Origin of the sequence: Bacteroides sp. RTP31139st1_H2_RTP31139_211217 (assembly GCF_040227615.1) — a bacterium.
Taxonomy (GTDB): Bacteria; Bacteroidota; Bacteroidia; order Bacteroidales; family Bacteroidaceae; genus Bacteroides; species Bacteroides uniformis.
In genome coordinates this window covers 1-14,897 of sequence record NZ_JBCNZM010000006.1, presented here as the reverse complement: position 1 = coordinate 14,897, position 14,897 = coordinate 1, and the positions used below count along the sequence as shown (strand labels likewise).

12 protein-coding genes are annotated in these 14,897 nt (G+C 42.9%); 3 read left to right on the top strand and 9 right to left on the bottom strand.

Annotated features, from left to right (window positions below; genetic code table 11):
- Positions 1–118 precede the first annotated feature (118 nt).
- A complete protein-coding gene (locus tag ABUA47_RS01750) occupies positions 119–2,164 on the bottom strand; it encodes a helix-hairpin-helix domain-containing protein (protein WP_009037515.1) in 2,046 nt (681 codons plus the stop codon).
- A gap of 97 nt (positions 2,165–2,261) precedes the next feature.
- Here ABUA47_RS01750 and ABUA47_RS01745 point away from each other — a divergent pair, with 97 nt between their 5' ends.
- Positions 2,262–2,894 (top strand): DUF4294 domain-containing protein, encoded by a 633-nt coding sequence (locus ABUA47_RS01745; protein WP_005833968.1) that lies wholly within the window; start codon positions 2,262–2,264, stop codon positions 2,892–2,894.
- Here the strand turns inward: ABUA47_RS01745 and ABUA47_RS01740 are convergent.
- From ABUA47_RS01740 to ABUA47_RS01730, 3 genes are all read right to left on the bottom strand, one after another.
- Positions 2,889–3,629, bottom strand: a complete 741-nt coding sequence (locus tag ABUA47_RS01740) for a DUF5131 family protein (RefSeq protein WP_009037514.1) — start codon at positions 3,627–3,629, stop codon at positions 2,889–2,891. The two genes, ABUA47_RS01745 and ABUA47_RS01740, sit on opposite strands and share 6 nt — an antisense overlap.
- Positions 3,630–3,758: 129 nt before the next feature.
- Positions 3,759–4,721: a YitT family protein gene (locus ABUA47_RS01735; RefSeq protein ID WP_005825206.1), complete on the bottom strand. Its 963-nt coding sequence runs from the start codon at positions 4,719–4,721 to the stop codon at positions 3,759–3,761.
- Positions 4,722–5,044: 323 nt separating this feature from the next.
- Positions 5,045–5,572: an RNA methyltransferase gene (locus tag ABUA47_RS01730; protein ID WP_009037513.1), complete on the bottom strand. Its 528-nt coding sequence runs from the start codon at positions 5,570–5,572 to the stop codon at positions 5,045–5,047.
- Between the two features lie 464 nt (positions 5,573–6,036).
- Between ABUA47_RS01730 and nadA the strand changes: the two genes are divergently transcribed.
- The gene (gene nadA / locus ABUA47_RS01725; protein WP_005825202.1) at positions 6,037–6,975 is read left to right on the top strand and encodes a quinolinate synthase NadA; all 939 of its coding nucleotides are present in this window, start codon (positions 6,037–6,039) and stop codon (positions 6,973–6,975) included.
- 93 nt (positions 6,976–7,068) lie between these two features.
- Here nadA and ABUA47_RS01720 read toward each other — a convergent pair whose 3' ends face one another.
- Genes ABUA47_RS01720 through leuS form a run of 3 tightly spaced genes read right to left on the bottom strand, consistent with a single transcriptional unit; the run spans position 7,069 to position 11,430 of the window.
- The gene (locus ABUA47_RS01720) at positions 7,069–7,647 is read right to left on the bottom strand and encodes a non-canonical purine NTP diphosphatase (RefSeq protein ID WP_349824382.1); all 579 of its coding nucleotides are present in this window, start codon (positions 7,645–7,647) and stop codon (positions 7,069–7,071) included.
- Positions 7,648–7,684: 37 nt separating this feature from the next.
- The gene (locus ABUA47_RS01715; RefSeq protein ID WP_005825197.1) at positions 7,685–8,587 is read right to left on the bottom strand and encodes a YitT family protein; all 903 of its coding nucleotides are present in this window, start codon (positions 8,585–8,587) and stop codon (positions 7,685–7,687) included.
- 5 nt (positions 8,588–8,592) lie between these two features.
- Positions 8,593–11,430, bottom strand: coding sequence for a leucine--tRNA ligase (gene leuS / locus ABUA47_RS01710; protein WP_117588638.1), 2,838 nt, complete (start codon positions 11,428–11,430; stop codon positions 8,593–8,595).
- Between the two features lie 351 nt (positions 11,431–11,781).
- On the opposite strand from leuS, the gene ABUA47_RS01705 reads away from it, so the two are divergent.
- Positions 11,782–12,660, top strand: coding sequence for a DMT family transporter (locus ABUA47_RS01705; protein WP_035447465.1), 879 nt, complete (start codon positions 11,782–11,784; stop codon positions 12,658–12,660).
- A 68-nt stretch (positions 12,661–12,728) separates the two neighbouring features.
- Here the strand turns inward: ABUA47_RS01705 and ABUA47_RS01700 are convergent, their stop codons facing one another.
- Complete coding sequence (locus ABUA47_RS01700) at positions 12,729–14,162, bottom strand: DUF4185 domain-containing protein (protein WP_035447468.1); 1,434 nt, start codon at positions 14,160–14,162, stop codon at positions 12,729–12,731.
- A 6-nt stretch (positions 14,163–14,168) separates the two neighbouring features.
- On the bottom strand, positions 14,169–14,897 hold a 729-nt coding region (locus ABUA47_RS01695), incomplete at its 5' end, for a glycoside hydrolase family 97 catalytic domain-containing protein (protein ID WP_349831394.1).

Below are 14,897 nucleotides of genomic sequence, written 5' to 3'. Positions count from 1 at the left end.
TTACTATTTACTATTTAATGCTCCGAGTATCTATTAATCTTAGCACTCCAGAGTTCATCCTTGGATTATCATACGGACAAAGATAAAGAAAGAAATAAAAAAGCTATCAATCATTCCTCTAAAACTTGATACGCAGTTGCATCTGCAAGTCCGCTTTCCTATTTCCCGGTATCTCATCATTGCCCGAACCAATCGTCTCCCTATCCTGATAAACCGTCTGTCCGAATTTGGCAAGAAACATGAAGTTCTTACTCAAATCATATCGCAGATGAGCGGAGTAACGGAACCCTTTGCCATAGAAGGAAGGGGTATAGAAAGTATATAACAATCCACGCTCGGAGGCGTAAACACGCGAATCGTAATCGTCCGTATGAAACCAGGTTCCCTGCACGGAAACTGACAGAGGGAAGGGGAAAGTGTACGAGCAAAATTGAGTACACTGATAACCTTGCCGTCTATCAAAGCGATACCCTTCCCCATCCTGCTGACGGAAGTGGTTATAATCTATTGTAGTACGAAAGATATATCTTCCCGGCATATAGGTCAGCCGATAACGGAGTTTATGGTGATAGATAGGTTCGATAACTGCACCGCTTGTACCCGTCACGTCTCTTTCTTTCTGTTTGTACCGATAATTAAAATACATCGAAAGGCTCTTTCGAGGAGTATAAGTAACCTGAAACATGGCATCCACTCCCTTTGAGGGCTTACTTATACGGTATTTCCACCAAGGAAAAGAAAACACATCCAGTGAAGTGAAAAACTTCCACCGGGCGAAAGGTGTGGCCTCTGCTGCCAGATACCATCCGTTCTCATTCTGCGGCATACTGCTTTCGCCAAAGGAACGCCCAAACAAAGTCCAATAATCATATGAATAATACCGGTGAACAAGTAGCAGATGATAATCGGAAGAAAGATTATACTTCAGCCGGTTCAGCAACGCATAGCCTTTACTGCCGGTTGCCGCTTCCCCCACCCAGACAAAACGGCCCAGACGATACCTATAATCCATGCCCACATTATAGAAATCACTTCCATGAAGATTGTACTTTGCATACTTGTTCAACCGAGGCTTGTAAGGATGGTTGAAAAAATAGTAAATCCCCGTCACTCCCACCTTCAGAGAGTTCTTTTCATAGGTCATGTTTCCACCTATCACCTGCAAGGCAAAGGCATTCATTTTATCTGCCTCCTTCTGCGTGCGATGCAATCCCGTCTTGTAAATGGAAGTTATCTCGCCATCCTCCACCACACCGTCCATGGAGCGATGCGAATAGAAAGCCGAAATATCCAAGTAAGGCAATACTCCCACCGTTGCCGCCACTCCCCGGAAATAATTGTACTCATCGGTAGAACTATGCTTACGGATGCCTCCGGTACGATATTCTGTTGTAGACATAGAGAATGTTTTTCCTAAACGAAAATCCGTACTAAGTACCAGTCCCTGCCCGAAGCTCAGACGGTAATTGCCCAATGCCAAAGCCTTCAGCCGCCCCAGATTCTTTATCAGAAAATAGAAAGAATAGTAATCATAGCCTTTTCTGTTGTGCAGGGCAAAGAAGGGTTCTCCGGCATCCTTCTCTCCCGTCACGCCTATTTGGAGATAATCTCCATAATGAAAATTATAGCGCAAAGAATGGTAAAGGGAAGGTCCCAGGTAATTCTTCTCATATCCTTTACGGATATAGAACGGTACATCCAAACGTGCCAATGTTTCGTGTTTCCCGTATTTCAGTATAGATTTTAAAGCAGGATACCCCCTACCCGCTTTCACTGCCCGCACACAGACAAAGGGCAGCAGTAGGTCGATGGTACGTTTATCCATCTCCTCCACCAGTTGCAATTCATAAATGGTCTGCATCTGTCCGTGTATATAGACATAAGCCAGAAGATTCTCTATCTGTATATCCGTAAGAAAAGGAAACTGCTCCAATTGCCGTTTAGTGGCGGCATTGAGGTTGACAGGCTCTTGCAGACGTCGGGACAACTCCTCCAATTCATCTTCCCAACCGTATTCTTCCTCATTCCCGATGGAGAGTTGTTCCAAATTTTCTTCCAAAAGAAGTAAAGGCTGTTCTTTCTGAAGGCCGGATATATTTTGAGCTTCAAGCATAGGAGTCATTGACAGCATACTTACAAAAACTCCTATCTTGAGTAATTCCATTAATAGTAGGTCACTTTCATGTTTTGGGAAGCGAAGTTACCTTAAATAAGTTAATTGAGCAAGGAAAAATCAACATGATGCAACAACATTACACAGAATGGTGTACTTTTGCAACATGAACGCAAGGCTTAACATAGTAATACTCATCATGTTTCTTTCTCTCGGAAGCCTGAAATGCTTTGCACAGCAGCAACCACAGTCTGCTGCGCAAAAGAGTGTCTATCTTACTCCCATGTGCGTTTACGAAGGAGATACCATCCCTTATGTCAAGCTCCCCACTGTCTACATCTTCAAGCCGCTTAAATTCAAGAACAAGCGCGACATGAACAAGTACTACAAACTCATTCGTGACGTAAAGAAGGTACTTCCCATCTCCAAGGAGATTAACCGTGCCATCATTGAAACCTACGAATACATGATGACCCTGCCCACCGAGAAAGCCCGCCAGAAACACATGAAAGCAGTAGAGAAAAGCTTGAAGGAGCAATACACTCCCCGCATGAAGAAACTTACCTTTGCCCAAGGCAAACTGTTAATAAAACTGGTAGACCGACAGACCAACTCCACCGGATATGAACTGGTAAAAGCTTTTATGGGCCCTTTCAAAGCCGGTTTCTACCAGACTTTTGCCGCACTCTTCGGCGCCAGTCTAAAAAAACAATACGACCCTATGGGAGACGATGCATTGACCGAACGGGTGATATTGATGGTAGAAAGCGGACAATTATAAACTGATGTTTATTCCCGCCTTGCGTGCCTGCGAATGTTGAAATTGGCGTTTCACATTATATGTCTTTCCGTCTTTGACGAACTTAGAACCGGTCTGCTTGAACCAGAAGTCCACTTTATTTTCCACACAAATTCTGCGAAGGTCCATCACCCATTCAAAATCACAAGGGCGGGCTTCGTAACCGGATTCTCCCCCTGCAACTATCTGTTCAATCCATTCGCCAACAGCATAAGTACTTAAATCTATCCTTTCCAGCAGCGGTTCACAGATTATTATCTTATGCTTTATAGGAGCCCTCTTATAAATGGGCAAGCGATAATCGGCGCAAGCCTGGTTTTCAACCGTACAGCAGATGGTTACATTATCATATCCGTCTCCCCAATCATCGGGCAGACAGTCAGAAAAACGGTCTATACGCTTGGTAATCATCATAAAATGCAGGTCACTGCGACAACGAATCATCTCCCATGCTTCGGCCCGCCATTTGTCAGCATCTTCCACAAAGAAATCGGAAGTAAAGCAGGTGTAGACAAATGTTCCAGGTGGTATCTTGAATTCTCCGTTACGCTTTTTACGCAAAGGCAGGTCAAAGTTTTTTGTCCGCACCACCACCGAACTGTCCACCTCTCGCCGGGCATCACCACGATAAACATAACAATGCTTGCAACCTGCACTCAATTTATGGCAACCATGCCATAAGTTCCACATCATCGACTTCGCAACAATACCGTTCATTCAAACAAAAAACTTATCGTTAACACCATGTTGAAAACTATGTTAGCAACATAAATAATCAGTTATTAAACAATTGATATTAAGCTATATATTCAGTTAATAACAGAATGAACAATTGTTTATTACTACCTATTCGGGTTGTACCTCTCCTGCCATCGGAAGCTCTTTCCAACCTTCACCAAATGCATCATAAGCATCGGTAACCACTACAAAAGCCTTTGGGTCTACTTCCCTTATCTTCTGCTTGATACCTACCACTTCCTTGTAACTCACCACAAGAAACAGCATTTCCTTGTCTACATTGGTATAAAGACCACTACTTTTGATGCAAGTGGCTGTACGGTCCAAATCTTTAAGAATATAGTCGTGCAAAGCGGTAAGGCGCATATCACTGATGACAAACAGTATCTTGTCATTCTTCTCCCCATTTATCACATAGGCCAATACCCTTGAAGTGACAAAAATAGCTATCAGTGAATAGAAAGACAAATGCCACGAAGGTTGTGTAGCATCATCCGGATTTCCGATACCGAAACCGATAACCAATAGGCCGAATCCCACCACAATACCATCTACCAGCAGTATCGCCTTTGAAAAACGTATATGGCAATATTTCTGCAATATCATCGCCACAATATCCGTACCTCCTGTAGTAGCCCGGCTACGCACTACAATACCACAGCCTATACCGATAACCACCGCACCAATCACAGAAGTCAGCATCAAATGGTCGGACATATTCAGACTGCCACCCAGCAACTGTGTAGGGTCCAACTGATGGAGCGCTTCTTCAGAAGGATAGGAGAGGAGAGACAGCACATTCATGGCAAGCGGAGTGAATAGTGCCGCCACGATAGTACGTGCTCCCAATTTTGCTCCCAGTACCAGCACGGAAATGATAAGCAAAGGAATATCAAACATATAACCGAAAGTACCTACCTGAATAGAAGGGAACAGATTATGAAGCACAATACTGGCTCCATACACCCCGCCAGGAACAAGATTATAAGGATTGATAAAGTAAACAAAACCTGCTGCCAGAATAGTACAACCTACAAAAATGCCTATCCATGAAGATATTATCTTTTTCATATCGATATGATTTATATATATTCAGCAAATATACAAAAAATAAGAAAAGACACCAACTGTACAGCAAGTTTTCCACATACAACCGATATGTGTTGAATACATGGTTAACAAAAAGGATAAATTAGGAGATAAAGCATTAATTTACAATGAATGAAGTGGTTGATTATAAAAATAAACCACTGTTCATAAAATCTCTCATCATACCTATATAGAACTAGTTTATTGGAGCTATAGATGCAACACGCTGGATCTATAGATGCACCGTGTTCGATCTATAGCTCCAACAAACCCGATATATTGACAGCTTATTAACAGCCCTGTTATTATCTCAGTTTCTTGAATAAATCCCAAATAACAATACCCGCCGTAACCGATACATTCAACGAATGCTTTGTGCCGTATTGAGGAATTTCAATGCAACCGTGCGAATGGTCAATCACTTCTTGTTGAACACCCTTCACTTCATTTCCCATTACCACAGCATACTTTTTAGTCTTGTCCAGCACCAGTTCGTCCAGCATCACACTACCTTCTGCCTGCTCTACAGAATAAACGATGTATCCCTCGGATTTTAGGTTATCAACAGCTTCAACAGAGTTATCAACATATTTCCAATCTACGGTAAATTCCGCTCCCAAAGCTGTTTTGTGCATCTCCGGATGGGGTGGGATAGCTGTAATGCCACAAAGATAAATGCACTCGATGCGGAAAGCATCCGAAGTACGGAAAACGGAACCTATATTATGGAGACTGCGGATATTATCCAATACCACTACCAAAGGCAGTTTTTCGGCTTCCTTAAATTCCTCTACACTAATACGATTCAGTTCAGTTATCTTCAGTTTACGCATGACAATATACTTTTAAATCTCCCTGCAAAGATACTTTTTTCCGTTTATATCCCGGTTAATAACCGTTGAAAAGGTGTCAATACAATAGGGAAACAATTTTAAAAATAATCCTTGCATTATTCAAAGGTCTGCATATTACAGCAGTGAAACGAACAAACCAAAAAAGTTAAGGAGAATTTTCCAGGCTTCATTCAACATATTTTTCAGCCTGGTTTCATCGGTTTATAACTCTAAAGTTATTAACTTTGCATATTATTAACAACATGTTAATGCTGTTTAGCAGAAGTCTTATTATCAACGGATAAACTTAAAAACCCCGGTTTATAAGCATAAGAGTAAAATTCAGCTTGATACTAATAACTTCATGGGCAAGAAAAATCGTATTTATTTGTCCACACTATTAACAGCCTATCATCACTATCAAAGGATTTTTAAAGAAGAAAGAGAAATTAAAAAATATAATTATGGATAATCTTATAGAAGCTATCAAGCAGCTGAAGAAGGAGAAGAACGCAATCATTCTGGGCCATTACTACCAGAAAGGTGAAATACAGGATATAGCCGATTACGTGGGCGACAGTCTGGCTTTGGCACAATGGGCAGCCCGGACGGAAGCGGACATTATCGTGATGTGCGGCGTTCACTTCATGGGAGAAACGGCGAAGGTGCTTTGTCCCGACAAGAAGGTACTGGTGCCCGATATGGCGGCAGGCTGTTCGTTGGCAGACAGTTGTCCGGCAGACAAATTCAGTCAGTTTGTCAAAGAGCATCCCGGATATACGGTGATATCCTATGTGAACACAACGGCTGCCGTAAAGGCGGTGACCGATGTGGTGGTAACTTCTACCAATGCAAAGCAGATTGTGGAAAGCTTCCCCAAAGATGAGAAAATAATCTTTGGCCCGGACCGGAACTTGGGTAATTATATCAACTCCATTACCGGAAGAAATATGTTATTATGGGATGGCGCATGCCATGTACACGAGGAATTCTCGGTTGAAAAGATTGTTGAAATAAAACGGCAGCATCCCGATGCGGTGGTACTGGCACATCCCGAATGCAAGAGTACAGTCTTGAAACTGGCTGATGTGGTAGGCTCTACGGCAGCTTTGCTGAAGTACGCAGTGGCACATCCCGAAAAGAGCTACATTGTAGCTACCGAAAGCGGTATCCTGCACGAGATGCAGAAACAATGCCCGCAGACAACATTTATTCCGGCTCCTCCCAACGACAGCACTTGTGCCTGCAATGAATGCAGTTACATGCGGCTGAATACACTGGAAAAGCTTTATGATTGTTTGAAAAACGAATCACCGGAAATAAAGGTGGATGCTGAGATTGCAGAAAAAGCAGTGAAACCGATTAAGAGGATGTTGGAAATATCGGCTCAACTGGGGTTATAATGTGCTGATATGCCAATGTGCCAATGACCTTTCGGCGTGACAGTGCAGCCAATTAGCACATTGGCACATTAGCATATCAGCACATTAAAAACATTATCTCATTAAGAACTTACACAACTTGTTAGTGGCCAATGCCCGGTGACTGATTTTATTCTTCAGTTCATTCCCCATTTCTGCAAAAGTCTGCGTATATCCTTCGGGAATGAATATGGGATCGTAACCGAAGCCTGAAGCGCCTTTTCTGTTTTTCGTGATTTCTCCTTTCACGATGCCTTCAAACAGATGTTCCTTTCCGTCGATGATAAGTGCAAATACGGTACAGAATTGTGCCTTACGGTTCTCGATGCCCTCCATATCTTTCAGCAACTTCTTCATGTTTGCTTCCGAATTGTGTGCATCGCCGGCATAACGGGCGGAATATACACCCGGTGCCCCACCAAGGGCCTCCACTTCCAAACCGGTATCATCGGCAAAACAATCCAGATGATAGTTATCGAAGATATATCTTGCTTTCAGCAAAGCATTTCCTTCAAGTGTGTCTGCAGTTTCCGGAATGTCAGTATCGCATTTGATATCCTTCATGCTGAGAAGTTCGACCTTCTCTCCCAAAATGGCAGTCACTTCTTCCAGTTTGTGTGAATTGTTGGTGGCAAATACAAATTTCTTTCTCATATTATGTTCTCCTTATACTTGTGGCTTATACAAGTCCCTATTTCACTTTCAACCGGTCGAAACCTTCTCCGTATACACCGATGACGGAACTTTGGGAAATGAAAGCGTTCGGGTCTATATCTTTCACCATCCGGAATATTTCTACCGATTGGCGTTTGTAGGCAAGGACGACCAGTACCTTCACGTTGTGTTTACTGTACCAGCCGATACCGTCGAGTACCGTTACACCGCGATGGGTTTCTTTGGTGATGCGGTCGGCAATCTTTTCATATTCTTTGGAGAAAATAAAGAACTGGACGGATTGCCGGGCACTGTTGACTATGTAATCCAGTACAAATCCGATAACAAACAAAGTTACAAAACCAAATATCACACGTCGCCAGTCATGGAATACCACATAACAGGAACTGATGATGATGAAGTCGCAAGCCATAATCATGCGTCCCAGCGTGACATCCTTGTATTTATGGATGATGGCTGCAATGATGTCCGTACCTCCCGTGCTGCCGTTGCAGTTGAACACGATACCCAGTCCGGCACCGCACATTGCCGCACCTATCAGGCAAGCCATGAAGTCTTGTCCTTCGCCCAGCAGTTGGGGAGGGACGCCGTCCGAACCGTTCACCAGCAACTGGAAAAACCATAAGAAGAAAGTGAGTCCGAAGATGGCAAACGTAGTCTTGATACTGAACTTCGGTCCGAGTATCTTGATGGCAAAAGTCATCAGTACGGCATTGATGATGAAGTATGACCACTGGATGGGAAATCCGGTGGCATAATAGATGATGGCACCGATACCGGTAGTACCTCCGGTCGTAATCTGATAGGGAATGAGGAATGCCGCCCATCCCAGTGCATAGCTGATGAGTCCCAGAGTGATGAAGATATAATCCTTCAGCTCTCTCGTCACTTCCGCTTTGGTTGGTTTTGTAATTTGCATATCTGTTATTTGACAACGATGTTCACAATCTTCTTCGGCACTACGATTACTTTGACGATGGACTTGCCTTCCATCCATTTTTCAGAACGTTCGTCGGCCAATACAGCAGTCTGGATGGCATCCGATGCCGCATCTGCCGGGAACTCCATGTTGAACCGTGCTTTTCCGTTGAAGGAAACGGTGTAGTTGACCGTATTTTCCACCAAGTATTCTTCGTTGCATACCGGCCACTTGGCATCGCATACGGAGCCTGCATTGCCCAGTGTCTCCCACAACTCTTCGCATACATGCGGAGCAAAGGGAGCCAGAACGATGATAAACTGGTTCAGGATTTCCTTCTTGCTGCACTTCATTCCGAACAACTCGTTTACACAAATCATAAAGGCACTGATACTTGTGTTGTAAGAGAATTGCTCGATGTCTCCTGTCACTTTCTTAATCAGTTTATGGAGGGATTTCAGTTCTTCCTTGGTGGCAGGTTCATCCGTTACCAGATAATTGTCGTTGCGGTCGTAGAACAGTGACCAGAACTTCTTGATGAAGCGGTGCACACCGTCTATTCCGTTTGTATCCCACGGCTTTGATTGTTCTACCGGGCCGAGGAACATTTCGTACATGCGGAGAGTGTCGGCACCGTATTTGTCGACAATCATGTCGGGATTGACCACATTGAACATGGATTTACTCATCTTTTCCACAGCCCATCCACAGATGTACTTGCCGTCTTCCAGAATAAACTCGGCAGTTTCGTATTCTGGACGCCATGCCTTGAAAGCTTCAAGGTCCAGAACATCATTGGATACGATATTCACATCTACGTGGAGTGGGGTAGTGTCGTACTGGTCTTTCAGATTTAGGGACACGAATGTATTGGTATCTTTGATGCGATAGACGAAATTGCTCCGTCCTTGAATCATACCTTGGTTCACCAGCTTTTGGAACGGTTCTTCGGCTACGGAAATGCCGAGGTCGTACAGGAACTTATTCCAGAAACGGGAGTATATCAAGTGACCGGTGGCATGTTCGGTACCGCCTACGTAAAGGTCTACATTGTGCCAGTACTCATCCGTTTTCTTGTCTACAAGTGCCTGGTTGTTGTGTGGGTCCATGTAGCGCAGATAATAGGCGCTTGAACCGGCAAATCCGGGCATAGTATTGAGTTCCAGCGGGAAGACGGTGATGTTGTCTATCTTTTCGTTTTCTACGACGCATTTGTTTACGGTATTCCAAGCCCATTTTGCGGCATGTCCCAATGGAGGTTCACCGGTTTCGGTAGGCAGGAATTTGGCTACTTCGGGCAGTTCCAAGGGCAGGGCGCTCTCGTCAATCATGTAAGGCATGTTGTCCTTGTAGTAAACCGGGAACGGCTCGCCCCAATAGCGCTGGCGTGAGAAGATGGCATCGCGCAGACGGAAGTTCACCTTTACACGTCCCAAGTTATGCTCTTTCACATATTTCTTGGTAGCGGCAATCGCTTCCTTGATGGTCAGCCCGTTCAGTGAGAGGTCGCAATAGGGAGTAACGCCTTCGCGTGGAGAGTTGCATACAATGCCTTCCTTGGCATCGAAGCTCTCTTCGCTTACATCGCAGCCTTCTACCAACGGACGAATTTCGAGACCGAAGTGCTTGGCAAAAGCATAGTCACGGCTGTCGTGCGCAGGCACAGCCATGATGGCACCCGTACCGTATCCTGCAAGTACATAGTCGCTTATCCAGATGGGAACTGCCTCACCGGTAAAGGGATTGATGGCATAGCTTCCGGAGAATACACCGGTAACGCTACGGTCGGCAATACGTTCGCGTTCGGTACGTTTCTTGGTGCGTTCCAGATAAGCGTTTACTTCATCTTTCTGTGTGTCGGTGGTAAGTTGCTGTACCAGTTCGCTTTCGGGAGCCAATACCATGAAGGTGACGCCGAACATGGTATCTGCACGGGTGGTGAAGATAGTGAATTCCAAATCGCTGTCTTTTACCTTGAATTCTATTTCAGCGCCTTCGCTGCGTCCTATCCAGTTCTTTTGGGTTTCTTTCAGGGATTCGGTCCAGTCGATGGTATCGAGTCCGTCCAGCAAGCGTTGTGCATAGGCAGATACACGGAGACACCATTGACGCATCTTCTTTTGAATGACGGGGAAGCCGCCTCGTTCGCTTACGCCGTCCACCACTTCATCGTTGGCAAGTACGGTTCCCAGCTGAGGGCACCAGTTTACCATCGTCTCGCCCAGATAGGCTATACGGTAGTTCATCAGGATTTCCTGTTGTTCCTTTTCGCTCTTGGCATTCCACTCTGCGGCGGTGAAACTCAGTTCTTCGCTGCAAGCCACGTTTATTCCTTCGGTACCGGTTTGGCTGAATGCTTCAATCAGTTCCTGGATGGGACGTGCCTGCTTTTCATCGTTGCAGTAGTAGCTGTTGAACATCTTTTGGAATGCCCATTGGGTCCAATGGTAATATTCCGGTTCGCAGGTACGGATTTCGCGGTTCCAGTCGAAAGAGAAACCTATCTTATCCAACTGTTCACGGTATCGGTTGATATTGTTGACGGTCGTAATTGCAGGGTGCTGTCCCGTTTGTATGGCATATTGTTCTGCTGGAAGTCCGTAAGCGTCATATCCCATGGGATTCAGTACATTGAAACCTTGCAGTCGTTTGTAGCGGGCGTAAATATCCGAAGCAATATATCCCAGCGGATGACCTACATGCAATCCCGCACCGGAGGGGTATGGGAACATGTTCAGTACATAGAATTTTTTCTTCGTTTCGTCTTCCGTCACTTGGTAGGTTTTGTTTTCCACCCACCTTTTCTGCCATTTCTTTTCAATTTCCCTGAAATTGTATTCCATAGTGGTACTTATTAATATTTTGTTGAAAACATTGTTTATTCAATGGTTAAAACCGGTTAGTATTCGGTTAATATCGGTGCAAAGTTACGGGTTTATTTTCAGATTTGTAGCGAAGTAACATAAAAAACAATGGCAAAGACTTGATAATTCACTTTTTATTACTTACATTTGTGATGTGCTTTTAAAACTAATTTTTTGTTTGTAATACAAATAATAGCTAAATTAATTCAATAGGATATTTACTAAAAGATTTTTAGGATATAGCGAAGGATGAAGTCTGGGAAGATTTCATCCTTCGCGTTATTGTGTTGAAGAAGAAAGTCGTATCTTTGCGCAACTTATCGGAAGTGTATGAACGCAATGAAAAATTATATTTATCATATTGTCGCCGTCCTTACGGTAGGTATTTGGGGTCTGACTTTTATTTCAACGAAAGTATTGATTGGGCATAGCCTTTCCCCGCAGGAAATATTCTTGCTTCGTTTCCTGATAGCTTATCTGGGCATCTGGTTTATTTCTCCCCGAAAACTGTTTGCTGATAATTGGAAAGATGAATCTTGGCTGTTTTTAGGAGGTATAGCAGGCGGTTCATTTTACTTTTTTACGGAAAATACAGCTTTGGAGATTACATTGGCGACGAATGTGGCATTTATTGTCTGTACGGCACCATTGCTCACGACCATTCTTTCTTTGTGGATTTATAAAAAGGAAAAGGTTACCCGTGGATTGATGGCTGGTTCTTTGCTGGCGTTGGTTGGTGTGGCATTGGTGGTTTATAATGGTAGTTTTGTATTAAAGATTTCTCCTTTAGGTGATTTCCTTACTTTGCTTGCAGCTTTTTCCTGGGCATTCTATAGTTTAATAATGAGGAAAATGTCCAACCGTTATGGTATAACTTTCATTACCCGTAAGATATTTTTTTATGGAGTATTGACTATTCTTCCTGCATTTCTGATTCATCCCTGGAATTTCGATATTGTCCGTCTTCTCGAGCCGGCTATTCTGTTCAATTTACTTTTCCTGGGTGTATTGGCTTCTTTGATTTGTTTTGTAGTCTGGAACGTAGTATTAAAACAGCTGGGAACGATAAGAGCTTCCAACTATATTTATCTGAATCCTCTCTTCACTCTGGTAGGTTCTGCTTTTCTGCTTGGCGAACAGCTTACTATAGTTGCTTTGATGGGGGCGGTGCTGATATTGGGGGGAGTTTATTGGGCAGGAAAGAAATAAATACAAGATAAATGGGGTTGTGTCTCACGACACAGCCCCATTATTAATGTGATTTAGCAAAATTCTTTTTATGGATTACATTTGAGTTCAGCAGACATTAAATAAGTATTATATGGTAGCCACATAGACATAATGAAATAAAGTATATTTCCTTTGAGTGATATGGGGTGAATATAAGAACCATACAATTGTGAATATTGCCAGCCATCGACTAGTTTTTGTGGTTTACTCCATTCCCCTATAATATGATCTGCTGTTCGGAATGAGATATCATAGCGTGTACTATTGAAATAGAGCAATATCCATTTTTTAAATTCTGGATGATAAGCGATGGAAAGTTCTCCAGATATATCATTGAATAATGGAGTGGCTGCAGTTTCATTTCCTTTAATCCATCCACTTCCATTCCAAAATTCGTATTCTGTTTGATTTTCAATATTTTCTTCTAAAAAACGAGCAAGATGAGGCTTATTGTCACGTCCAGTAATTGTACCCACCATATAAATATATCCGTCTTTTTTGAAATAGCTTACTTGACCAAAATTACTTGTTGAACCAAATTTTACATTTTGGCAACGTGTCCAAGTAATTCCATTGTCTGAAGATTTGTAAAGACTTGAAAAGTTAGTTATCCATCCTGCCCAATTACGAATATTCATGTAATGAACATAATCTATGCCATTGGCACGAATGGCTGCTGTGGGAATAGAAGTCCAATCTCCATTACCACTTCCATCTTTACCTCCATAACATATTTCACGAGCATTTTTACCACTTTCATCCATAGCAGCACCATTAATGGTGAGCCCATCAGAAAGATCTTGATCGTCAGAGAAAAGCAAAACATTACTTCTCCAGTTACTCCCATTGGGTCCTGGATTTACAAAATTTGGATAAAAGTCACTACCGAATGTATCGCCGAAAAAAAATCCATAATGTCCGGGTTGTAATTCCCAAACAATACCTAAATCTGTACCACCTACATTGTATAATTCATTAGTACGATTATTTACTTCAAATTCTACAATAGGTAATCCGTTTGTGCCATTTATTTCAGCACCAGTAATACGGGATACACATTTTAAATTTGAAAATTTTAATTCTCTAGAATAATTGACGATACCTTTATTGACTATCAATTTGGAAATTTCTGATGACTGATTATTATTATCTACTGCAATAAATTCAAAATAAAATGTAGAAGAATCATCCTTTTTTATAATATATTCAAATATATATTCTGGTGATAAATTTGATTTTATATATTTCTCAGAAATATTATTAGTATCGTTAATTTTATTTATTACTAAATAAGCTAGTTGATCGAATTCTTTTATTGATACTTTGATAGATATTATACCATTAATCGCAGTAATTTCATTTTGAGAAAGGTTAACTTCTAAATTATAACTATTTACTTTATCTGTATCCGAATTTTCACAACTTGTAAGCCCCCATATAGAAAGGAGGCTTGCAAGTAATAATACATGTATTCGTATCATGATTTTTTATAATTTTGTAATATGTAATAGCGCTCCTCCATCCCTTGCCAGATTCAGTTCAATGATATCCTTCCTTGTAACTTTCCGCACCAGTCTGTCCAGATTGTTTGGATTCCGCTCCACATCCTCCGCATCGGTATAGATCGTTGCCTGGTAGTCCCCCTCACTAAGGAAGTCCAATTCCAATTTCAGATCCCTTTCCGTACCGTTGTTCAGCGAGCCCACCCACCAGTCCGAACCGCTCCTGCGGGCCACCGTGACATGCTCATTCATCCTTGCCAGCGGAACTCTTATCTCATCCCACGTTCCCGGCACGGTACGGAGCACCTCGAACCCCGGTTGACCTTCATAAGCCTTTGGCGTATCGCACAAAGAGGTGAGATGGTTTTCCAAAACCACATACATGGCCAACATATGGCAGCGTGTGCTCATTACATGAGGATTTACATACTGTATCTTGAACTCCGAGCGCGGCAGTGCCCTGAACCCTCCCAGGTGATAGTCCGTCGCTCCCGCCAGCATCCTGGTGAAGGGTATCGCAATGTCATGGTCCGCATTCACCAGCGTGTCCCATTTGCATACTTCATAGTTGAGTGTCCCCTCCCGTGTGAATTCATTCGGATACGTCCTTACCAGTCCGGAAGGCTTGCTCGACCCATGGAACTGTATGAAGAGCCTGTGTCTTGCCGCACATTCCAGTATCTCTTCTTGGATGCGTATCATCTCTTGGTCATT